The 21,737-nt window shown below is 42.2% G+C and carries 24 protein-coding genes; 16 read left to right on the top strand and 8 right to left on the bottom strand.

What is annotated here, in order from left to right; genetic code table 11:
• Nucleotides 1–38 precede the first annotated feature (38 nt).
• From ABC357_RS23755 to ABC357_RS23765, 3 genes are all read left to right on the top strand, one after another.
• Nucleotides 39–368, top strand: coding sequence for a PadR family transcriptional regulator (locus tag ABC357_RS23755; RefSeq protein WP_412889973.1), 330 nt, complete (start codon nt 39–41; stop codon nt 366–368).
• The gene (locus ABC357_RS23760; protein WP_412889974.1) at nt 365–916 is read left to right on the top strand and encodes a DUF2812 domain-containing protein; all 552 of its coding nucleotides are present in this window, start codon (nt 365–367) and stop codon (nt 914–916) included. The genes ABC357_RS23755 and ABC357_RS23760 overlap by 4 nt, the downstream gene beginning before the upstream one ends.
• 180 nt (nt 917–1,096) lie before the next feature.
• Nucleotides 1,097–2,272 carry a hypothetical protein gene (locus ABC357_RS23765; protein WP_412889975.1) on the top strand — a complete coding sequence of 392 codons (1,176 nt, stop codon included), beginning with the start codon at nt 1,097–1,099 and terminating at the stop codon, nt 2,270–2,272.
• Nucleotides 2,273–2,509: 237 nt separating this feature from the next.
• Here ABC357_RS23765 and ABC357_RS23770 read toward each other — a convergent pair whose 3' ends face one another.
• The gene (locus ABC357_RS23770; RefSeq protein WP_412889976.1) at nt 2,510–3,283 is read right to left on the bottom strand and encodes an arylamine N-acetyltransferase family protein; all 774 of its coding nucleotides are present in this window, start codon (nt 3,281–3,283) and stop codon (nt 2,510–2,512) included.
• A 296-nt stretch (nt 3,284–3,579) separates the two neighbouring features.
• Here ABC357_RS23770 and ABC357_RS23775 point away from each other — a divergent pair, with 296 nt between their 5' ends.
• The gene (locus ABC357_RS23775; protein ID WP_412889977.1) at nt 3,580–4,080 is read left to right on the top strand and encodes a DoxX family protein; all 501 of its coding nucleotides are present in this window, start codon (nt 3,580–3,582) and stop codon (nt 4,078–4,080) included.
• Nucleotides 4,081–4,124: 44 nt separating this feature from the next.
• Here the strand turns inward: ABC357_RS23775 and ABC357_RS23780 are convergent, their stop codons facing one another.
• Nucleotides 4,125–4,238 carry a YfhE family protein gene (locus tag ABC357_RS23780; protein WP_412889978.1) on the bottom strand — a complete coding sequence of 38 codons (114 nt, stop codon included), beginning with the start codon at nt 4,236–4,238 and terminating at the stop codon, nt 4,125–4,127.
• A 79-nt stretch (nt 4,239–4,317) separates the two neighbouring features.
• The gene (locus ABC357_RS23785) at nt 4,318–5,223 is read right to left on the bottom strand and encodes a TIGR01777 family oxidoreductase (RefSeq protein ID WP_412889979.1); all 906 of its coding nucleotides are present in this window, start codon (nt 5,221–5,223) and stop codon (nt 4,318–4,320) included.
• A gap of 123 nt (nt 5,224–5,346) precedes the next feature.
• On the opposite strand from ABC357_RS23785, the gene recX reads away from it, so the two are divergent.
• Complete coding sequence (gene recX, locus ABC357_RS23790) at nt 5,347–6,165, top strand: recombination regulator RecX (RefSeq protein ID WP_412889980.1); 819 nt, start codon at nt 5,347–5,349, stop codon at nt 6,163–6,165.
• Between the two features lie 4 nt (nt 6,166–6,169).
• Nucleotides 6,170–6,499, top strand: coding sequence for a YfhH family protein (locus ABC357_RS23795; protein ID WP_412889981.1), 330 nt, complete (start codon nt 6,170–6,172; stop codon nt 6,497–6,499).
• Nucleotides 6,500–6,545: 46 nt separating this feature from the next.
• Here the strand turns inward: ABC357_RS23795 and ABC357_RS23800 are convergent, their stop codons facing one another.
• The 3 genes from ABC357_RS23800 to ABC357_RS23810 form a co-directional block, all read right to left on the bottom strand.
• Nucleotides 6,546–6,704 (bottom strand): YpzG family protein, encoded by a 159-nt coding sequence (locus tag ABC357_RS23800; RefSeq protein ID WP_412889982.1) that lies wholly within the window; start codon nt 6,702–6,704, stop codon nt 6,546–6,548.
• A 24-nt stretch (nt 6,705–6,728) separates the two neighbouring features.
• The gene (locus ABC357_RS23805; RefSeq protein ID WP_412889983.1) at nt 6,729–6,893 is read right to left on the bottom strand and encodes a small, acid-soluble spore protein K; all 165 of its coding nucleotides are present in this window, start codon (nt 6,891–6,893) and stop codon (nt 6,729–6,731) included.
• 453 nt (nt 6,894–7,346) lie between these two features.
• The gene (locus ABC357_RS23810; RefSeq protein WP_412889984.1) at nt 7,347–8,321 is read right to left on the bottom strand and encodes a metal-dependent hydrolase; all 975 of its coding nucleotides are present in this window, start codon (nt 8,319–8,321) and stop codon (nt 7,347–7,349) included.
• Between the two features lie 420 nt (nt 8,322–8,741).
• On the opposite strand from ABC357_RS23810, the gene mutY reads away from it, so the two are divergent.
• Complete coding sequence (mutY, locus tag ABC357_RS23815) at nt 8,742–9,827, top strand: A/G-specific adenine glycosylase (RefSeq protein WP_412890116.1); 1,086 nt, start codon at nt 8,742–8,744, stop codon at nt 9,825–9,827.
• A 19-nt stretch (nt 9,828–9,846) separates the two neighbouring features.
• Here mutY and ABC357_RS23820 read toward each other — a convergent pair whose 3' ends face one another.
• Complete coding sequence (locus ABC357_RS23820; protein ID WP_412889985.1) at nt 9,847–10,071, bottom strand: hypothetical protein; 225 nt, start codon at nt 10,069–10,071, stop codon at nt 9,847–9,849.
• An 81-nt stretch (nt 10,072–10,152) separates the two neighbouring features.
• Between ABC357_RS23820 and fabL the strand changes: the two genes are divergently transcribed.
• The 9 genes from fabL to nikC all read left to right on the top strand — a co-directional run bounded on the left by fabL (nt 10,153) and on the right by nikC (nt 20,097).
• Entirely contained in the window at nt 10,153–10,902 is a 750-nt protein-coding gene (fabL, locus tag ABC357_RS23825) for an enoyl-[acyl-carrier-protein] reductase FabL (RefSeq protein WP_412889986.1), read from the top strand.
• Between the two features lie 75 nt (nt 10,903–10,977).
• Complete coding sequence (locus tag ABC357_RS23830) at nt 10,978–11,175, top strand: gamma-type small acid-soluble spore protein (protein ID WP_412889987.1); 198 nt, start codon at nt 10,978–10,980, stop codon at nt 11,173–11,175.
• Between the two features lie 521 nt (nt 11,176–11,696).
• Nucleotides 11,697–12,224 carry a nucleoside tri-diphosphate phosphatase gene (gene ntdP / locus ABC357_RS23835; RefSeq protein WP_412889988.1) on the top strand — a complete coding sequence of 176 codons (528 nt, stop codon included), beginning with the start codon at nt 11,697–11,699 and terminating at the stop codon, nt 12,222–12,224.
• Between the two features lie 151 nt (nt 12,225–12,375).
• Complete coding sequence (locus ABC357_RS23840) at nt 12,376–14,121, top strand: ABC transporter ATP-binding protein (protein WP_412889989.1); 1,746 nt, start codon at nt 12,376–12,378, stop codon at nt 14,119–14,121.
• 333 nt (nt 14,122–14,454) lie between these two features.
• A complete protein-coding gene (locus tag ABC357_RS23845; RefSeq protein WP_412889990.1) occupies nt 14,455–15,450 on the top strand; it encodes an ABC transporter ATP-binding protein in 996 nt (331 codons plus the stop codon).
• A complete protein-coding gene (locus ABC357_RS23850) occupies nt 15,443–16,414 on the top strand; it encodes an ABC transporter ATP-binding protein (RefSeq protein WP_412889991.1) in 972 nt (323 codons plus the stop codon). The genes ABC357_RS23845 and ABC357_RS23850 overlap by 8 nt, the downstream gene beginning before the upstream one ends.
• Nucleotides 16,415–16,483: 69 nt before the next feature.
• Entirely contained in the window at nt 16,484–18,088 is a 1,605-nt protein-coding gene (locus ABC357_RS23855; protein WP_412889992.1) for an ABC transporter substrate-binding protein, read from the top strand.
• Nucleotides 18,089–18,175: 87 nt separating this feature from the next.
• A complete protein-coding gene (locus ABC357_RS23860) occupies nt 18,176–19,180 on the top strand; it encodes an ABC transporter permease (protein WP_412889993.1) in 1,005 nt (334 codons plus the stop codon).
• A 17-nt stretch (nt 19,181–19,197) separates the two neighbouring features.
• Nucleotides 19,198–20,097 (top strand): nickel transporter permease, encoded by a 900-nt coding sequence (gene nikC, locus ABC357_RS23865; protein ID WP_412889994.1) that lies wholly within the window; start codon nt 19,198–19,200, stop codon nt 20,095–20,097.
• Nucleotides 20,098–20,592: 495 nt separating this feature from the next.
• On the opposite strand, the gene ABC357_RS23870 is transcribed toward nikC, so the two are convergent.
• Nucleotides 20,593–21,699 carry an FUSC family protein gene (locus ABC357_RS23870; protein WP_412889995.1) on the bottom strand — a complete coding sequence of 369 codons (1,107 nt, stop codon included), beginning with the start codon at nt 21,697–21,699 and terminating at the stop codon, nt 20,593–20,595.
• Between the last annotated feature and the right edge of the window lie 38 nt (nt 21,700–21,737).

Consider the following 21,737-nt stretch of genomic DNA (forward strand, 5'->3'; position numbering starts at 1 on the left):
GACGATACAACGTAGGCCGATAGATAGAGGTGGTTTTTATGCCAGACAATACGGGTCAGGGACCATTGACAGAAGCTGTATATTACATTTTATTGGCTCTCCATAGCCCTATGCATGGCTATGGCATCATGCAATTTGTTAAGGAAGTCAGCAATGAACGTGTCCAATTGGGGCCGGGAACATTATATGGAGCTCTTAATACGATGCAAAAGAAAGGATGGATTAAAGCTATCGACGGTGCCAATACTGATCGGAAAAAGGAATATGCCATCACGGCGGAAGGAAAGGATGCGGTCCGTGGCGAGATGGAAAGGCTTAAGGAGCTTTTGGGAAACGGAAAAAAGATAACAGGAGGAATGGAGCGATGACAATCGTTGTCAGGAAGCTGTTTGTGAATTTCGAAAAGGAAGAACGATGGATCAATGAAATGTCAGCTAAAGGATTGCATCTTAAAGGCTATTCTATTGGACGGTATGTATTTGAAGAAGGGGAGCCGGGGAAGTATATATACCGATTTGAATTGTTGACGCAGCTTCCATCGCATCCTGAAAGTAAGGCCTATATCCGGTTTATGGAAGAGATGGGGATTGAATGTGTATATAAAACCTTTCGCTGGGTTTGTTTCCGCAAAAAAGCCGAAGATGGCTCCTTTGATTTATACAGCGACTATGATTCAAGGATTGCCTTTTATAAGAGGGTAGCAAGCCTCTATGGAATTTTAGGAGGGCTGAATCTTATGATTGCCATTATTAATCTGATGATCGGAATCACTAATGGAGGGGCGGGGCATACGTTTTTGAATGCTTACTTCTCTATATTGAATTGGCTTATTGTCCTGTTTTTTGCCCCATTATTCATTTCGTATTTACGCAGTATTTCTAAATTAAAAAAAATGAAAGGTTTATTTGATTCTTAAGCCGGCTTGAAGTGCCCCTTAAAAGGTAGAGATTTGACTCTAGCTTTTAAGGGGCACTTTTTTATAGAAATAAGAATATGGCAAATGATAAAGAGAGGGTTGCCAATAAAGTGCAGTGATTGTTATACTTTTCAATATTATTTTAAAATAGTTTTTGTTGGAAAAGGAAGGCACATACATATGAAGAAATTGATCATTTCCAAATCGATCATGTTTATTATTATCGTCTTATTTGTTACCGCATTCCAATCACTTTTCGGCAAGGAAAATACGTTGATCGGCGTAACGACTGTCATTGCGCTACTCATGTATTTAGAAAGGGATCTGACTGTCCATCCCTGGAAAAGTCTGTTGGGCCTGCTATCCATCAATGTAAGCCAAGGTATTATGGGATATGTATCAACACTTGGACTGTGGATAGGGATACCAATGAACTTTCTGGCGATGTTCATCGTTGGTTACTTTTTTTCCTATAATTTAAAAAAGCCACTCTATGTCGCTTTCGGCTTGCAATACTTATTTATTTTAACGACTCCGGTAGTGTTGGGAGAATTGCCAAATAGGCTGTTGTCTTTAACTGTCGGCGCTCTTATCATATTGGGTACCCAGCTATTTGCAAACCGGAATAAGCTGGCCAAAGCAGGAGGAAAGCATGTCCAGGAGATTTGTAAATTGTTTTCTGTGAAGCTGGATGCTATTGGGGCAAATGAACCTCAGGAAGAATTGGATCAAGAAATCCTCTTTCAAATAAAAAGTTTAAGGAGAATTATATATTTCCGGAAGGTTTCCGGTTATTTTCTGTCAAACGAAGGGCGTCTTACACTTAAAATATCGGTGGGGTTTGAGAAGCTGTTGTTATTGTTGAACAGAAAGGGAGCCTTGAAAAAGGAACCAAGATTGGTTAACACTACTAAGGGCGAGCTGAAATCATTATTGGATAAAGAGAATTTAAAGGGAGCTTACAGTCTTAACTCCTTGCAGGTTTCTGATGGAAGGGAAGAAAAAAATCTGTATACTACTTTTATTGAAGATCGGATATTAATGAATAATGAAATCATCCATCTTCCTGAGGCGGATCTGTTCCTGAAAGAGCAACGGAACCTGAATCATGCCATATATGAGCTTTTCCTCCGTATACAACGGAATAAAGTGAGCGAGGATACAGTAAAGTTAATACTGGATGATATTGGACGAGCAATGGAATCAAATTTGATGAAGTCTGATGATTGGATAGCCAGGATAAAAAAAGAAATTTCCTCAGTCGTTAGTGCAGATGATGAAATCATTCTTAGAGATATTTTAAGGATATTTAAAGGATTTGAACAGAAGCATTATAAAAAGGCAACTCTTGTATAAGGAAAAGGGAGCAAGCTGCGTATGCTTACTCCCTTTTTTTATCCACAGCCTATTTGGATGAATGTTTTAGATGAAGTACAGTCAGAAAAAGTTATGCACTGATTATTCTATCTATTCACACATTTATCCACGGAAATGCTGTCTTAATGAGTTATTCACAGGCTATTTACAATGGATTATCAGCAGTATGTTGATAACTTGCCTTTTACGCAAGACTAAATGTACAAGTGAACAAGGTTATAGTAAAAGATTGAAATGCTCTTTAGCCATCATTTTGAATCGAGAAGAGGGAAATTCAAGCTTATTTACTTCTCCATTTGATCTATAGGTAATGGAATGGCCGGACATTATTATACTTCCATCACTCTTTAGCATGCTAATTAGCGGAGATTTATTGAATGGCGACTGTGGATGCCGGACGATTGTTTTTTGCATGGCGTTTAATTCATCCAGGCCAACTTCATGGCCGGTATGGAAGGAGTAGCCGATCTTCCATTCAGGGTCTTTGCTGTTGCGTTTTACTAACAGTTCATATAAAGAGTGCTTCACTTTCCTTATTTTGAAATCTCCATTTCCCGTAGAGATTATTTCTCCATCCAATGGGACAGGGGCTAAGGGCAGATTAATGCCAAACCCGTTATCAACTATATATCTTTTGTTCCCTGCCGCCAGGAGGATAGCTACATGGGTTTCACCGGTGGGGCTCCACTCTTGAGTAGCAGGATTGCAGACTGTCCCGGATATCAGCTGGACATCCGATATATAGTCCTTTAACGCATAGAAAAGCAGGGGGTTTAACTCATAACAAAGACCGCCGCGTTTACGGACCAAGATTTTTTTAACCAAATTTTCTTTTGTGATTGTATCAATCTGATGGTCCATGACGGACAGATTTTCAAATGGAATGGTATAAGCCATCTTCGTTAAAATACCAGGTAAATCGTTAAGGCCAATTTCTTTCTTTTCCGGCAAACCGATCCGTTCCCAGAATAAATGGATGTTTGATGCCATATTGTTTGCCTCCCGGTTCAGTAGAATTGTCTATTTGAATAGTATAATCCGAATCAAAAAGACTCTACAAGAATTTGAATCGGCATAGAGGCCTGTGATTGTATGAAATATGATTGTTGTAATAAGTAAGAATATATGAACAGTATTGCTGTTATGGCAATCATGAAATATGATATAAACGTTCTTCGAATGATTGCCATAGTGTTAATGTCCGGAAATTATTTGTAAATTTATGTGAATATAATCACATGGCAATATGAAGCAATCATAAATGATCGTGAAGGAGAGGATGTACAATGAATAACTGGAAAAACAATCCGGCAATAGGAGCAGTATTTGCGGTACTGCGTATTTATTTAGGATATCAATGGATAAAGGGGGGAATTGAAAAGGTAACTGGCACATTTGATGCGAGTGGTTTCCTTCAAGGCGCTTTGGCAAAATCAACAGGAGACCATCCGGCGGTACAGGGGTGGTATGCATCGTTCCTTGAAAAATTTGCCCTGCCGAATGTCGATTTGTTCAATATTTTAATTCCATGGGGAGAGTTACTGGTTGGCATAGGATTGATTTTAGGCTGCTTAACAGTCCCAGCGTTAATTGCAGGTGCGTTCATGAATCTCAATTTCCTATTGGCAGGGACCGTTAGCACTAATCCGATATTGTATACGTTGGCAATGATTTTATTGTTTGGAGGAAGTGCTTCATATTATTTCGGCCTGGATCGTTTTATTTGGCCGCTTCTTCGTAATCGCAAAACCAATAATACTGATTTTATTAAACGTGCCGCTTCATAAGCCAGAAAAAATCAGCAGAATAACACTCTGCTGATTTTTTCTGTTTATTTTTTGGTGAATCCACCGGCACGGTCAGCTTTTTTGAAGTCTTTGCTGTAAAGAAATTCCTGCATGCTTGTTAATGTTCTCTTTGTTTGATCTTTCTTTTTCTTTTCCATGTAAATCCACTCCTTCAACAGATATACTCCCATCATTTCCTAGAGAGTAGGCTGCCATACAAGCGGTATGATAATTTTTCTATTTCATTATATTTTCCAGGGCTTCCTTTAAGGTTGGAAATAAAAAGGAATACCCGGAAGCCAAAAGCCTTTCCGGCAATACGCGTTGACCTTCCAGGACAAGTATGCTTTTCTCTCCGAGACCCAGTTTCAATAAAAAAGAAGGAGCCGGCATCCAATAGGGTCTATTCAGAACTACCGCCAGTGTCTTACCGAATTCGGACATGGTTTGCGGATGGGGTGCAGTAAAATTGACGGGGCCTTGGATGTGGCCGTTCATTAAGCAAAAGACGGCTGCTTGTATAATATCATCGATATGGATCCAGGAAAGAACTTGCTTTCCTTTTCCTACAGGGCCTCCTACATACAATTTATAAGGAATGCCAATCTGTGGAAGAGCGCCTTGTTCCTTATCAAGAATGACCCCGAAACGCATGAGAACAGTCCGTATACCGGCTGACTGTGCCTCTATCGCTTCTGCTTCCCATTTATGCACAGTCTCGGATAGAAAGTCCGAAGGGGGCCTAATATCCGTCTCTGTGAATGTTTCTGTCTCTGATGTTCCATAATAGCCGATCGCGCTGGCATTCAACAAAACGGCCGGCTTTGCCGATGAAACAGAGATGAGCCTCCGAATTTCCTTGGTGGCTTTCAATCTGCTGCCGATGATATCTTTCTTTCTATTCTCTGTCCACCTGCCGCTATTCAGGGACGTACCTGCCAGATTAATAATGGCGTCCATATGCGCTATGGATTCTTCCGGCCGGTCTCCATCATTTAACCACTGTACATAATGCAAGTTCGGACTGCTTTTCTTATTTGCTGTATTGCGTGTCAATATATAGACATGATGATGGTCTTTCAATAGGGCTTGAGTCAATTTTTTACCAACAAAACCGCTCCCCCCGGCAATGACGATATGCATCGTAATTCCTCCCTTATTGTGGCTCCCTTTGTGTTTAGAATTTCCTTTATTATAGAACGGGCGGCTCCTTTTGGAAAAGACGCTCCAGTCCAAATATGCTAATCTTATAATGAGGTGAATGATATGACCGTTATTTCGAGAATTTCTGTTGGAAAAAAGAATAAAAATCGTTATAACATTTTTATAGATAAAGGTTCCGGTGAAGAATTCGGTTTTAGTGTCAGTGAAGATGTGCTTATTAAAATGGATCTGAAAAAAGGGAAAACCATTGATGAATTGGACTTAGAGGAAATTTCCTACCAGGAAGATATTCAAAAAGGATTTTCACTTGCTCTTCATTATTTATCCCATCGAATGCGATCTGAAACAGAGGTATACCGGTATTTACGAGAAAAAGAATATGAAGAGCATATTCTTAAAGAAGTAATCCATAAGCTATATTCGCTAAAATTCCTGAATGACGAAGAATTTGCTGCCGCTTATGTCCGGACAAAAATGAACGCCGGCGACAAAGGACCCATCGTCATTGCACAGGAGTTAAAGCAAAAAGGGATATCCGAGGAGAATAAGGAGAAAGCCTTAAGTGAGTATAGTAAGGAAATGCAGGTAGACCATGCATATAAACAAATACTAAAAGTTGTGAAGAAGCCCTCTTCTAAATCTTCAATTGAAATAAAAAGAAAAGTCGAGCAAACTTTGCAAAGAAAAGGGTTTTCTTCTTATATAATAGAAGAAGCATTAAGTATGGTGGATCTAACCCAGGATGAAGATCAGGAGTGGGAATCTCTTGTGAAAAATGCAGAGAAAGCAAGCCGTAGGCTCGGCAAATATTCAGGTTATGAATATGAGCAAAGATTAAAGTCTGCTCTGTACAGAAAAGGATTTCCGTTGGAATTGATTGACCGTTATATCGAAGAAAATCAACATGGGATGGGAGAATAAGCAAATGGGAGAACAGCGATACAGCACGATGTCAGCATATGAATTGACTCAGGAAATCGGCTATTTACAGGAGAAAGCCAGAAAAGCAGAACAATTGGGGATGGTTAGTGAATTTGCTGTTTTGGAGAGAAAAGCAATTATGGCCAAAGCCTATCTATTGAATCCTAAGGATTTTCCTAAAGGCGATATTTATGGAATAAAGGGTGACCCAGGCGCTTATTTTAAGGTTGACTACTTGAATGGTGTCTTTGCATGGGGATATCGGTTAAGCGGTGAGGGGACCGAAGAGGCGCTGCCTATTTCAATGCTTGAAACCTTAGAAAAGGCAGAATAGGAAAAAGCCGATATCCATAATTGGAAATCGGCTTTTTCAGTAAGTGCTATGAACGCTTTCTTGTTTCCCGTTCGAGTATAATCAAGCTTTGCGTTTGCTGCGTTTGGCCATTGATTCTGGCTTTTGCATGCTTTTGTGATGTCCATGTCGTTTCAAATGGACTCTTGTAGTTTTGATCACCAAATTGATATCGTTTGTTTACCATGGAATCGTACCTCCATACAAATCGTTAGTTGGTTTGCTGATCTTTCACACGGTGAGACGATGCATACATACGTTCCTGGGGATGTGTATTTATGCTGCCGTCAGCACGCTTTGAAGCATACTCTGCCTTGGCTCTTGGCTCGCCGCTAAAACGGTTCACTTCAGGGAAGTTTTTCGCTTTATTCCGCATCTCTCATTGCCCCTTACTACGCGTATTGTACCGCGTAGTAATAGTATGGTTCGGATACGAAGAATTAGGAGCTGAAATTATTGGAAAGCGTCAACATCAGCACACTAGGTTCGATATGTTTCCTTTATCTGAATCGGATCAGTCCAGTTCTTGCATGGCTAAACGTCGGCCTCCGCTTTTCATTGTCCAGCTGCGATCGCCAGCCCCTCGAGGTCTTAAGTCAAGCCACAGTCAAAGGCAAAGGTCAGCCTTTGATTGTGCCTCGCCTTAAGCTTGTCGGGTCTAACAAGCGCTCTTCGCTTTTCATGTTATCCAGCTCCGGCCTCCAGCCATTAGAGAACTTCCTTCTCCTCATTTCGATAAGTCAACATCAGCTCACTAGGTTCGCTGTGTTTCCTTTATCTGAATCGGATCAGTCCAGTTCTTGCATGGCTAAACGTCGGCCTCCGCTTTTCATGTAATTATGAGTTTTTTTCTTAGTTTGTCTTCGCTGAAGATCCATCCTGTGTAGGAATTAAGGATATTCAGTTGTTCATCCAGATGCACGACTGCTACAAATGGGTAATATCCATTGCTTCTATAGCGTAAGTCGATAAATTTGACCTCATACATATTGTCCGTTTTCGAAAGTTCAAACCGGTAAATGGGCGAAAAGGATAGAAATGCAGATAAATTGACATCGTGCTTGGCTGCATCCCACACTGGATCATCGGGGAGAGGCTTTCGTTTGAATTCATCGACGATCGTAACAATGCCATTCAAACAGCTTCCTACGAGAAAATGCTGGTCTGTCATAATGGCCACTCTCCACTTATGATAGCGGACAGTAGGTGAAAGAATGATCTTATGAGCATTTGGTATCGTACCTTTGATGGTTGCTTTTATCCTTTTTTGTTCTTTAAATCTCATCACATAATAAATAGCCATAATACAATAGACCATTATAAACGTGATATCAGGAGCTGCCCCGAAAGCCCATAGAATAATGCCTGCCACATGAAGTCCGAAGATGAAGGGATCGAATGTATTTATGACTCCTAGTGCGATCCATTTAGAAGTCAAAGGCCTTAGTGCCTGGGTTCCGTAGGCGTTAAATATATCCACAAATACATGCAGGAAAACGGCTATGAAAGTCCACATCCAAAGGTGCCAGACATTCGCCAGAGGCAATATTGCGGTTGTTACAGATGTGATCAATAATGGCCAAAGAATGACTGCAGGTATCGAATGGGTAATCCCTCTGTGGTTTCGTATATATACGGCGTTATTCCGCATTTTTAAGATCGTATCTATATCAGGGGCCTGTGAGCCTACAATTGTTCCGATCATGACGGCCTGGGCTGTCACAGCGCTGTTTGCGACAACCGGATCAATAGTTGCCAGTGCCCCTAAGCCGATTCCCATTACTAAATGAGTGCCAGTATCCAATAGTCGCTACCTCCTTAGGTCTTTTCCAAATGAAAGGAAAGGGATGAATCACCAATGAGCCGATAATTTGGCCTTCATTAGTGCGGTTACCGTCGATTCCTAAATAATGTTTTATTCATTGCTTTTTATTTGTACTAATCAATCTAATTTCATTTTAAGATCAGGCATATTACAATGATAAAATGGATTGTATATCTCAAGTCCATTTATTGAAAATACAGCCTTTACCAATAGCGTATTTTTTCAATAAGCGATGGAGAAATCAAGCCGATCGTACTTATTAGTATATTCGACTACTATAATTGTATCACTTTTAATGGGAATCGTATGCTTGCGGATTTCATTAGTTTATTCCCAATTTGAGCTATTTTGTAACATGACGGAGGTATAGTTTTGATAGAGAATGAATCATTGGAAGAGATGGACATAGATGGTTTTCAAAAAGATTTAATTTCGTGGTTTGAAGTGGAACAAAGAAATCTTCCATGGAGGGAAAATGCCGACCCCTATCGCGTGTGGGTATCGGAAATCATGCTGCAGCAGACAAGGGTTGATACAGTGATTCCCTATTTCAATCGATTTATGGAATGGTTTCCTACTCTTGAGCATTTTGCGGAGGCAGAGGAAGAGAAGATTTTAAAAGCATGGGAAGGGTTGGGTTATTACTCCCGGGTAAGAAATTTGCAAACCGCCATCCGCGAAGTGAAAGAGCAATATGGAGGGAAGGTTCCAGATAATCATGAGCAAATGATTGCGCTAAAAGGTGTGGGCCCATATACCGCCGGAGCTGTTCTGAGCATTGCTTACGGGAAACCCGAGCCTGCTGTTGATGGAAATGTCATGAGGGTGCTGTCGAGAATCCTTTTGATTGAAGATGATATTGCAAAACCTAAAACAAGGCTCATTTTCGAAAGAGCCGTAAGGGAGCTCATTTCGCATACAAATCCTTCTTACTTCAACCAAGCATTAATGGAGCTCGGTGCGTTAATTTGTACACCTACCAATCCTTCGTGTTTGCTTTGCCCTGTAAGAGAGCATTGCCAGGCTTTTGAAGAAGGGCGCCAGACAGAATTGCCGGTGAAAGTAAAAGTGAAAAAAACAAAGCATATGAAATGGATATCAGCCATTATACGAAATGAAACAGGCGAGTATTTAGTCCAAAAAAGGCCCCAAAAAGGCTTGCTCGCAAATTTATGGCAGTTCCCGAGTTTTTCATACGAACATAAATTGGGCTTGCATAAGGACATGTTTGAAGATGCTTTTGAGGGACAGTTCAATGCGGCAGCCATGCTGAATCCTGTTAAACTTGCTGACATTTCACATGTTTTTTCTCATTTGACCTGGGAAATCTCCGTATATGAAGGAAAAATCGAAGGATCCATTACAAAGGAAGTATTGGAAAAGTACCAATTAATGTGGGTGAGTGAGGAGAAAATGAAGGATCTTGCATTTCCCGTTCCTTACCAAAAAATGTGGAAAGTATACCAAGATAGGGAGCAGGAATAGTTTCCTCTCCCCTTTTTTGTCAATCCACCATTAATTGAGTGCCGTGAGTATAATCTGCTTCGTTCCGCTTTAATCCTCCCCGGTTTTCAATTTCTTTAATGATTTGCTGGTGTATTGATTGTCCTTCTGCGTTTAAATAAGGTACTATTTGTTGAAGGGAGTGATGGAAGTATTGAAGCTCTTGATCCTTCCAATCGCTTTTCTTCAGCATGGATAATTCAGTCATATCCCTTCCTACGTACATAAGCATTCTCCTTCTTAAAGTCATTTTCTTAATTAGTTTGTGTAAAAAGACAAAAATAATGAAACAAAAAGGGTGGTTAACATGACACAAAAAGTAGCATTGGTAACAGGCAGCAGCAGAGGGATTGGAAAACAAACAGCACTTACTTTGGCCAAGCAGGGCTATGACCTTGTCATAAACTATGCCCGTAGCCGGACCGCAGCGGCGGAAGTAGTTGCTGAAATAGAAGCAATGGGCCGAAAAGCGCTTTTAGTAAAGGCGAATGTAGGTGATGTAAGCAAAATCAAGGCAATGTTTGAACAAATTGAAGAAGAGTACGGCAGATTGGACATTCTTGTGAATAATGCTGCATCAGGCGTACAAAAACCAGCAATGGAACTGACTGAACATCATTGGGATTGGACAATGAATATTAATAGTAAAGCAGCCCTTTTCTGTGCACAGGAAGCGGCGAAGTTAATGGAAAAAAACGGCGGGGGGAAAATAGTCAATATCAGTTCCCTCGGTTCAATCCGATATTTGGAAAACTATACAGCAGTGGGTGTCTCAAAGGCTGCACTGGAAGCGATCACCCGTTATCTTGCTGTGGAATTAGCGCCAAAAAATATTTCGGTTAATGCTGTGTCCGGCGGAGCTGTCGATACAGAAGCATTAAAACATTTCCCGAACCGTGAAGAAATTTTAGCTGAGGCAGCCAAGTCTACACCAGCAGGCCGTATTGTCGAAATTGAAGATATGGTTAAAACCATCATGTATTTGATTTCGGATGATTCAAGCATGATTCGCGGACAGACGATTATTGTTGATGGAGGAATTTCGCTTTTAGTCTAACAGTTATTGCCAACAATAATAAAACATAATCGCCTTCACTCCTGGTTACATTAATATTCGTGGAGGTGATTACGAATGGCAAACAACAAAACAACTCAAGCAGGGACTAACGTCCAAAAAGTAAAACAACAAAACGCTAGTTCAGCTTCTGGTCAATACGGAACTGAATTTGCAAGCCAAACAGATGTGGCTAAAGTAAAACAACAAAACCAACAATCTGCTGCTAAAAAAGCTCAGAATTCTGGTTCATTTGGCCAAAACAGCCAACAATAACCCATGTTATTGTGCGAACATCCAGAAGGCATAATGCACTCTTCTCTTTACGGAGAACGAAGAGGCGCATTATGCCTTTTTCGTTTGTTCCCTTTATTGTCCAATTCCTGCATGGCTAAACGGCGCTCTCCGCTTTTCTTGATCCAGCTCCGAGCGCCAGCCCCTCGAGGTCTTAAGCCAAGCCACTGTCAAAGGCGAGGAGCAACCTTTGCCTGTGGCTCGTCGTAAGCTTGTCGGGGCTAAACGGCGCTCTCCGCTTTTCATTGTCCAGCTGCAAGCGCCAGCCCCTCGAGGTCTTAAGCCAAGCCACTGTCAAAGGCGAAGAGCAACCTTTGCCTGTGGCTCGTCGTAAGCTTGTCGGGGCTAAACGGCGCTCTCCGCTTTTCTAATTATGCGCAAAAGTTTTAAAATCTTTGTTAAATCGCTATAATGATATGTATGATAAAAAAATGTAGCTAAAAGATACCGTAGATTGGATAAAGTGGCCGCACGTGTGTGTGTCAGAAAGTAGGGAGAAGATAATGAAGATTCCCATGGAAGGAGAAAATATTCAGATTCATAGTTATAAACATGATGGGCATTTGCATCGTGTTTGGGAAGATACTACTGTACTGAAAGCGACGCAAAATTTGGTCATTGTTGCGAATGATCGAGTGCGGGTGACTGAATCCGACGGCCGCTCATGGATTACAAGAGAGCCGGCGATTTGTTACTTCCATTCTCAAGTGTGGTTTAACGTGATCGGGATGCTTCGTGAAGATGGTATTTATTATTACTGCAACTTGAGTTCTCCATTTATTTGTGATAATGAAGCGTTGAAGTACATTGATTATGATTTGGATATTAAAGTGTATCCAGATATGACTTTTCAGCTGTTGGATGAAGATGAATACGAAAGGCACCGTCGCCAAATGAATTATCCGGATGTGATTGATACGATTCTAAAGAGAAATGTGAATCAGCTCATCTTTTGGATAAGGCAGCGCAAAGGACCATTTTCAGCTGAGTTCATTGATTCTTGGTATGAGCGTTATTTGACGTACCGATAACGGGACCAGGGGAAAACCTGTTGTGCACAACAGGTTTTTTTATTCTGCAATTCAGGTAAAGATATACGAAGGGAAGCGGTGCGCTTCTCTGATGGGATTCATTCGTGGAATCTTCTTATAGACAAAAAACTATACGCAAAGGATGGAATATATGGGGAGTATTCGACGTTATCTTCAATGGGTCAAGCCATATAAGTGGCCCATTTTTGGAACGGTCATCATTGGTATCATCAAATTTGCCATTCCGCTTTTACTGCCATTAATCATCAAATATGTTGTGGACGATATTATTGGAAGCCATGTCATGTCAGTGAGTGAGAAGACAAATCAGCTTTTATGGATTCTTGGGGGAACACTTGTGGTTTTTGTGATTGCAAGGCCTCCTATCGAATATTATCGGCAGTATTTTGCACAGGGTACAAGCAGCCGAATTTTATTTGATATACGAAATCAGTTATTTACTCATATTAATAAGCTTAGCTTTAAGTACTACAGTAATGCAAAATCGGGTGAAGTCATTTCCCGGGTCATCAATGATGTGGAACAAACAAAAGATTTTGTCATGACAGGCTTAATGAATGTCTGGCTCGATATCGCCACTATTTTGATCGCAGTGACCATCATGTTTAGCATGAATGTGAAGTTAACCTTGGTTTCATTAATCTTGATGCCATTTTACGCTATATCGGTGAAGTTTTTCTTTGGCCGATTACGCGGACTGACGAGGGAGCGTTCACAGGCTCTGGCGGAGGTCCAAGGATTCCTGCATGAACGGATACAGGGCATGCCCGTTATTAAGAGTTTTGCTATTGAAGATCATGAACAACGAAATTTCAATCGTCAAAACGGCCATTTTTTGGACAAGGCGTTAAATCAGACTAAATGGTTTGCCAAATCATTTGCAGTCGTTAATACGATAACGGATGTTGCACCATTGCTGGTTATTGGATTTTCAGCCTACCTGGTCATCCATGGAAATTTGTCTGTGGGAACGATGATGGCCTTTATCGGCTATATCGACCGTTTATATGATCCATTGCGCCGATTAGTCAATTCATCGACTACGTTGACCCAGGCTTTTGCATCCATGGATCGCGTGTTTGCGTTTATTGATGAAAAATATGACATCGTTGACGGAAAGGACGCAGTTGAATGTAAGAATGTTAAAGGGGATATTTCTTTTGAGCAGGTGAATTTCTCTTATGAGGAAGGGGCCGATCCAGTATTAAAGGATTTGAACCTTCATATCCGTCCAGGGGAAACGGTGGCATTGGTAGGAATGAGCGGCGGAGGCAAGTCGACATTGGTCTCTCTTTTACCAAGGTTTTATGATGTGAGCAGCGGACGCATTTTGCTCGATGGTACGGATATTAGGGACTACCGGATCCGTTCTCTCAGAGACCAAATCGGGATGGTTCTTCAGGACTCCATCCTGTTCAGTGAATCTGTCGAGACCAATATTCTCTTGGGTAAACCAACAGCCAGCAAGGAAGAAGTAATTGCTGCTGCAAAAGCGGCAAACGCTCACGACTTTATTATGAATCTTAGTGAAGGGTACAATACGAAGGTCGGCGAACGCGGCGTCAAGCTATCGGGAGGACAGAAGCAGCGGATTGCCATTGCGCGTGTATTTTTGAAAAATCCGCCAATCCTTGTGATGGATGAGGCAACTTCGGCGCTTGACCTTGAGAGTGAGCATCTTATTCAGGAATCATTGGAGCATTTGGCTAAAAACCGTACGACCTTTATAGTGGCCCACAGACTGACAACCATCACACACGCGGATCGAATAGTATTGATTGAGCATGGTGAAATTGTTGAAATGGGCAGACACGAAGAATTGATGTTGAAGAAGGGCAATTACTATAACTTGTTTCAGGTTCAACAGCTGGAATGAATATATGCCAAAAGACTTACCGTTTTGCCGGTAGGTCTTTTTTTCGATTAAAACAATTTCTGATAGTGGTATAGTTTCAATTCTTTACTTAACTAACATTATTATATGGTTAATTTTGTTAAATTCAAGTCAGTGCGTTGCTTTGCTAAAGAATGAAGGAGGAAAATCTTCAGTGAGGTATATTTATAATATTTTATATTTTTTAATAATTTAGAAAAATATCTAGACGGATGTTTGTATTTTTATTAGAATATGTGTACTAGCAAGATAAAATTGGAAAAAATTCAAAAAGTTTACTAAAACGAGTGAATACGTTCAGAAAGGAGTGGGCATATGGGCCAAACTCCCGTATTGGAAGTCAAACAGTTAAGAACTTCTTTTTTTACAGGTGAAGGAGAAGTACCCGCGGTTGAGGATATTTCTTTCACTATTGCAAAAGGAGAGGTCGTTGGCATAGTAGGTGAATCGGGCTGTGGAAAAAGTGTTACTTCCCTTTCGATTATGCGTCTAATTCCTCAGCCCCCCGGGAAAATTGTCGGAGGCGAAATATGGCTTAATGGTGAAAACATTGTGGAAGTTCCTGAAAAGAGAATGAGGCAAATAAGAGGAAATGAGGTCGCTATGATTTTTCAGGAACCGATGACTTCGTTGAATCCCTTGTTCACCATTGGAAATCAATTATCGGAAGCTATTCGCCTTCATAGTAAAGCGACAAAGAAAGAAGCATTCAGGCAGGCGGTTGACATGCTGAAACTTGTAGGATTGCCTCGTGCAGACGCATTAATGAGGGAATATCCGCATCAGCTATCCGGCGGAATGAGGCAAAGGGTTATGATCGCCATGGCATTATCCTGCCATCCGCGCCTATTGATTGCCGATGAACCTACAACTGCCCTAGATGTAACCATTCAGGCACAAATCCTGTCATTAATGAAGGATCTGAATAATAAATTGGAAACAAGCATTATTATGATTACACATGATCTTGGAGTAGTGGCGGAAGTATGCCAGCGTGTGATTGTCATGTATGCAGGCAAAATTGTTGAAGAGGGCTTGGTAACAGATATTTTCAAAAATCCCAAGCATCCGTACACGCAAGGATTGCTGAAGTCTATTCCTGACATCGTTACTAAAAAAGAACGTTTGTATTCTATTCCCGGCAATGTTCCGAAACCGGGCTCAATCAAGCAGGGCTGCAGGTTTGCTGCTCGTTGTGAGCATGCCTTCGAACAATGCCGAGAGGATGCGCCGGAATTGTACCCAACCGAGGATGCCGGTCATCGCGTCCGGTGTTTCCTGCATACAAAGGAGGCAGTAGCCAATGTCTGATGTACTTCTCCAGGTAGAACATATAAAAAAGCATTTTCCTATAACAGGCGGTGTATTAGGCAAACAGGTCGGCCAGGTCAAGGCAGTGGATGGTGTTAGCTTCATGGTAAGAAAGGGAGAAACGCTTGGATTGGTCGGAGAATCAGGGTGCGGAAAATCGACAACAGGGAGAATGCTGATGCGCTTGATTGAACCGACAGAAGGCAGGGTGATCTTTAATGGCAAGGATCTGACAACCATGTCGCAAGCGGAAATGAGGAAGACAAGAAGAGAGCTGCAAATGGTTTTCCAAGATCCATTCGCTTCCCTTAATCCGCGCCATACGGTAGAAAAAATTTTGGAAGAGCCGCTTATTGTACATGGTATCGGCGATCGCTCAGAGAGAAAAAGATTGGTGGCCGAGATGCTGGAAACAGTCGGATTGAGCAGCTATCATGCCAAACGGTATCCTCACCAATTCAGCGGCGGCCAGCGCCAACGGATAGGCATTGCCAGGGCGCTCATGACCAAGCCTCAGCTTATTATCGCTGATGAGCCTGTATCCGCGCTTGATGTTTCCATACAATCCCAGGTTCTCAATCTATTGGAAGACCTTCAAAAAGAATTCGGATTGACCTATATATTCATCGCCCATGATCTTGGTGTCGTAAGGCATATCAGTGATCGAGTGGGCGTCATGTACCTTGGAAGATTAGTGGAAATTTGTGATGCCGACCTTCTATATGAAGATCCATTGCATCCATATACGAAGGCATTGCTGTCCGCGGTGCCGATTGCCGATCCCACCATTGTGGGGGCGAAGGAGCTATTGGCCGGCGATATACCGAGCCCTGCCAACCCTCCGCTTGGCTGCGCTTTCCATACACGCTGTAAAGAATGCATGGAAGTCTGCAAAACGGAAAGGCCTGAATTGAAGGAAACAAAGGAAGGTCATTATGTCGCCTGCCACTTATACCCGTCCTGATAGGGCGTGGACAGGAGGACCTATGATAAAAATGCCATTATGGCGTGAAAGAAGTAAAGGGGGAAAAAAATGAAAAAACGCAGTTTTGCACTATTGTTCACATTATTGCTGGTGCTTTCGGCTGCTCTTGCCGGATGCGGAGGCAAGGATGATGCCGGCGGTAAGAAGGGCGACGATGATTCAAAATCGAATAATGGCTCAGGCGGTACTCTAGTATTTGCCAGAGGCGGGGACTCAACGTCTCTTGATCCTGCCATCACTACTGAGGGTGAAGCATTCCGTGTCACAAAGAATATCTATGATACTTTGATTGATTTCGGTGATGACAATACCGAGCTTGTTCCTGGCCTGGCCACTGAATGGAAACCTTCAGAAGATGGATTGACGTATACGCTGAAGTTGCGTGAAGGCGTCAAGTTCCAGGATGGGACCGACTTCAATGCAGATGCCGTTGTGGTTAACTTCGACCGTTGGAAAAAGGGCGGAGCAGAGAAGAAGTTCGATTATTATGTTTCTCAATTCGGTGACCGCATCCAGGAAGTAAAAGCGGTTGATCCACTTACAGTTGAGTTCAAATTGAATTCAGTGCTTGCTCCATTCCTGAAAAACTTGGCCATGTCCCCATTCGCTATCGCAAGTCCTGCAGCGATTGAGAAATACGGCGATAAGTTGAATGAGAATCCTGTGGGAACAGGCCCATTCAAATTTAAAGAATGGAAACGGAACAATACAATTACGCTTGTGAAGAATGAGAACTATTGGAAAAAAGACCTTCCAAAGCTGGATAGTGTTATTTTTAAAGTCATTCCAGAGAATAGCGCACGCCTAAATGCACTAAACAGCGGCGAAGCGGATATTATCGAAGGCGTTAATTTCAGTGACCTGCCTTCAATCGAAGGAAATGATAAATTACAAGTTTTCAAACGTCCTTCTTTAAACACAGCCTACCTGGGCTTAACGAATACAAGAGGCCCGTTAAAGGATAAATTGGTTCGCCAGGCATTGAATTATGCAGTTGATAAGAGTGCAATTATCGATGCATTCTATGCGGGAGCTGCAGAGCCAGCGATCAATCCGATGCCTCCGGTCGTTGCCGGCTACAATACAGAAGTGAAGGATTATGAATACAATCCAGAAAAAGCAAAAGAACTATTAAAACAAGCTGGTTATGAAAAAGGATTCTCTATCGAACTTTGGGCAATGCCGGTTGCAAGACCATATATGCCTGATGGACAAAAAATTGCGGAAGCCATCCAAGCCGATTTTGAAAAAGTGGGCGTAAAAGCAAAGATCGTCACATATGAGTGGGCTACTTACCTTGATAAAGCAGCCAAAGGGGAAGCGGATGCTTTCTTGCTCGGTTGGACAGGTGACAATGGAGACGCTGATAACTTCTTATATGTATTGCTAGACCAAGACAGCATCGGCAGCAATAACTATACGTACTATAAAAATCCAAAAGTCCATGAATTGCTGACAGCTGCACAAAAAACAGTCAATGAGGAAGAACGTGACAAGCTTTATAAAGAAGCGCAAGTCTTGATTAAGGAAGACGCACCGTGGATTCCGCTTGTCCATTCTCAACCGGTTCTTGCAGGAAGCTCTAAAGTGAAAAACTTTATTGCCCATCCGACAGGTTCCGATTTCCTTGAAAAAGTAGAAATTGAAAAATAATCATGTGTCTTTCAGGGAGGAAGCCTATTTCGGCTTCCTTTCTGGCTCATATGCTTGGAAAGATATGTGATATGAAGGAGGTTGACTATGGCATCCTATACGTTGAGGAGGCTTCTCCAGCTTATTCCTGTATTATTTGGCTTGTCGCTGATTGTATTTTTCATCATTCGCGCCATACCTGGCGATCCTGCCCAGGTGATTTTGGGACAGGCTGCTACAAAGGAATCCATAGCGCAGATGACAAAGACATTAGGGCTGGATCAGCCTTGGTATACTCAATACATTAAATATATCGGCCATTTATTGACTGGGGACCTTGGAGATTCAATACGGACTAACGCACCGATCAGCAATGAAATCTGGCCATACTTGGCAGCCACTATGGAACTGGCTCTATGTGCGATGCTTATTGCGGTTTTCATAGGAGTCAATGCAGGTATTATCTCGGCCTGGTTCCAAAATTCCTGGTTTGATTATGTAGCTATGATTCTCGCTTTAGTCGGGGTTTCCATGCCGATTTTTTGGCTGGGTTTAATGGAACAATGGGCATTTGCTATCCATTGGGAGTGGCTTCCGACGTCTGGCAGGGAGGATGTGCGGAACCCTGTTGAGGCAATAACGAATCTCTATTTGCTTGATACGCTGCTGCAGGGCAGACCGGATCAGTTCATAGAAGTCTTTAAGCATTTAATATTGCCGAGTCTAGCTTTAGCTACCATTCCAATGGCTATCATCGCACGCATCACCAGATCCACTATGTTGGAAGTAATGCGCTCGGACTTTATACGCACCGCGCGTGCAAAAGGTTTGCGGATGTTCTGGGTCGTATATAAACATTCATTCAAAAATGCCATCATACCGGTACTGACAGTCATTGGGCTACAGACGGGCTTACTGCTGGGGGGAGCGATTTTGACAGAAACGATTTTCAGCTGGCCTGGCATCGGCAGATATATTTATGATGCTATCGGATATAGGGATTATCCTGTAATCCAATCGGGCATACTCGTGATTGCGTTATTATTCGTTCTGATTAATCTGGTTGTTGATTTGTTGTATGCTGCGGTTGATCCGCGCATTAAATATAAATAAGAAGGGGGGATATATGAATGGAATTGGCAGCAAATAAGAATACCAAGCCTCCGATTGATACACAAAAAGATAAAACGTCTTCCCCATGGATGGAAGCCTGGAGAAGCTTTGCCAAAAATAAAATCGCGATAGTAGGTACCGTGATTGTCCTACTATTTATTGCGCTGGCTATTTTGGCGCCGTTGATTGCACCATACGATTTTAAAGGGCAAGCATTAGCAAATCGCCTGAAGCCTCCGTCTTCTGACCATTGGTTTGGGACTGATGACTTCGGCAGGGATATTTTTTCGAGAGTAGTCTATGGAGCGAGAATTTCCTTGTGGGTGGGATTCTTTTCTGTGGTGGGATCATTGACCATTGGCTGTCTGCTGGGAATTATTGCAGGTTATTTCGGCAAATGGGTGGATGTGCTTATTTCTCGGATTTTTGATATTATGCTTGCATTTCCGAGTATTTTATTAGCGATTGCTATTGTTGCTGTTTTGGGACCTTCCCTTCAAAATGCATTGATTGCCATCGCAATTGTCAATATTCCTTCATTTGGCCGTTTAATAAGATCAAGGGTACTTTCAGTCAAGGAAGAGGAGTACATAGTTGCGGCTAGGGCAATAGGAATGAGCAATACGCGTATTCTCTTTTCCCATGTCATGCCGAATAGTATGGCGCCGATTATTGTTCAAGGGACATTGGCCATTGCGACAGCCATCATTGAAGCAGCAGCCCTTAGCTTTCTGGGACTAGGAGCAGAAGCGCCAAATCCGGAATGGGGCAAGATGCTCTCTGATGCAAAGCCTTTTCTGACAACGGCTCCCTGGACAATGGTATTCCCGGGTATTGCCATCATGCTGACTGTCCTTGGATTTAACCTGATGGGGGACGGTTTAAGGGATGCACTTGATCCGCGTATGAAGAACTGAATTATATTTGCCATAAGAAAAAAAGCAGCTATCATTGACAGCTGCTTTTTAGTTGTGCAGATATAAGATATTCTTATTTAGCTTGTCGGGGCTAAGCAGGCGATCTCCGCTTTTCTTCTTGTCTAGCTGCGATCGCCAGCCCCTCGAGGTCTTAAGTCAAGCCACTGTCAAAGGCAAAGGACGGCCTTTGTCAGTGCCCCGCCTTAAGCTTGTCGGGGCTAAGCAGGCGATCTCCGCTTTTCCTCTTGTCTAGCTGCGATCGCCAGCCCCTCGAGGTCTTAAGTCAAGCCACTGTCAAAGGCAAAGGACGGCCTTTGTCAGTGCCTCGCCTTAAGCTTGTCGGGGCTAAGCAGGCGATCTCCGCTTTCCTTCTTGTCTAGCTGCGATCGCCAGCCCCTCGAGGTCTTAAGTCAAGCCACTGTCAAAGGCAAAGGACGGCCTTTGTCAGTGCCCCGCCTTAAGCTTGTCGGGGCTAAGCAGGCGATCTCCGCTTTTCTATTCCTGTACGGAGTTTTCTACTTTTATCTCGTCGTCTTCTTTATGGAATGATTGAAAGCTGCTGATGAGCGTATCTAAATGTTCAAGCTGCTCTTCATATTCCATGATGCTTGAAGTGAGTGCCATCATATGGTAGATATCTTTTTCATCTTTTGTTTCTCCTTCTTGTTCAAGGGAGAGGAAAAGATTCAATAAGTCTCTTGGACTTCGGACAGGATTGTTTTCATACGTATAGGATGTTTTGACCTTGCGTATGTATTTCAAATGGATTTGTTCATGCTGGGTGACTAAGTAGTCCAATTGCTCCTGTACGGCTGCCTGGAAGTCATCCGGCATATGGTGGAATTGATTTTCATAGCGGTTCAGCTTCCGCAATACCTCAAGCACCTTTTTGGTGGCTGCAATCATTTGGCGGTAAACGACTGATTTTCTCGCTTTCGCATGTTTTGCCTTATTGAACCATTCGCGGTCTTCCTTATACATAAGATAAAGCTGTTCCACACGAACCAATTGATCTTTTAGGTTTTGAATGTCATTTTTAATATGTGTGTTTTCGGATGTATGCCTTGTGGAAATACGTATCCATTTGAACACTTCATCAGAAATATCGATGACTTGGTAATAAAGCTTGGTTTCATATTTAGGGGGAATAAACAGCAAGTTGACGATAAACGCAGAGAGAATCCCCAATAATACGGTCGAGAACTTTAAGAAAGCGAATTGGAGGAATGCTCCATTTTGCGTTTCCATAATAGCTATTACGGTTACGACAGACAAAGTGATCGTATTAGGCGTTTTTAAGCGCAAATTAAATATGATGACCAATACAGCTGCCAAGCCTACAAAAAAAACGTTGTTTCCGAAGAGTAGCACCATAGCCACCGCAATCAAGGCGCCGATTATATTCCCTTGAATCTGCTCAATCACGGTGCGGTACGAACGGTATATGGTTGGCTGGATTGCAAAAATGGCTGCAATTCCTGCAAAGGACGGTGTTGGAATCTTTAACATTCGGGCAAGTAAAAGCGCCAACACAATCGCTATACCTGTCTTTATAATACGGGCACCAATTTTCATATAGAAATAGGTTCCTTTCTTATTCATATATATAGAGTCTATTCTTTCCTTTTGCACAAATAACT

Origin of the sequence: Bacillus kalamii, assembly GCF_047238185.1 — a bacterium.
GTDB lineage: Bacteria > Bacillota > Bacilli > Bacillales > DSM-1321 > Bacillus_AD.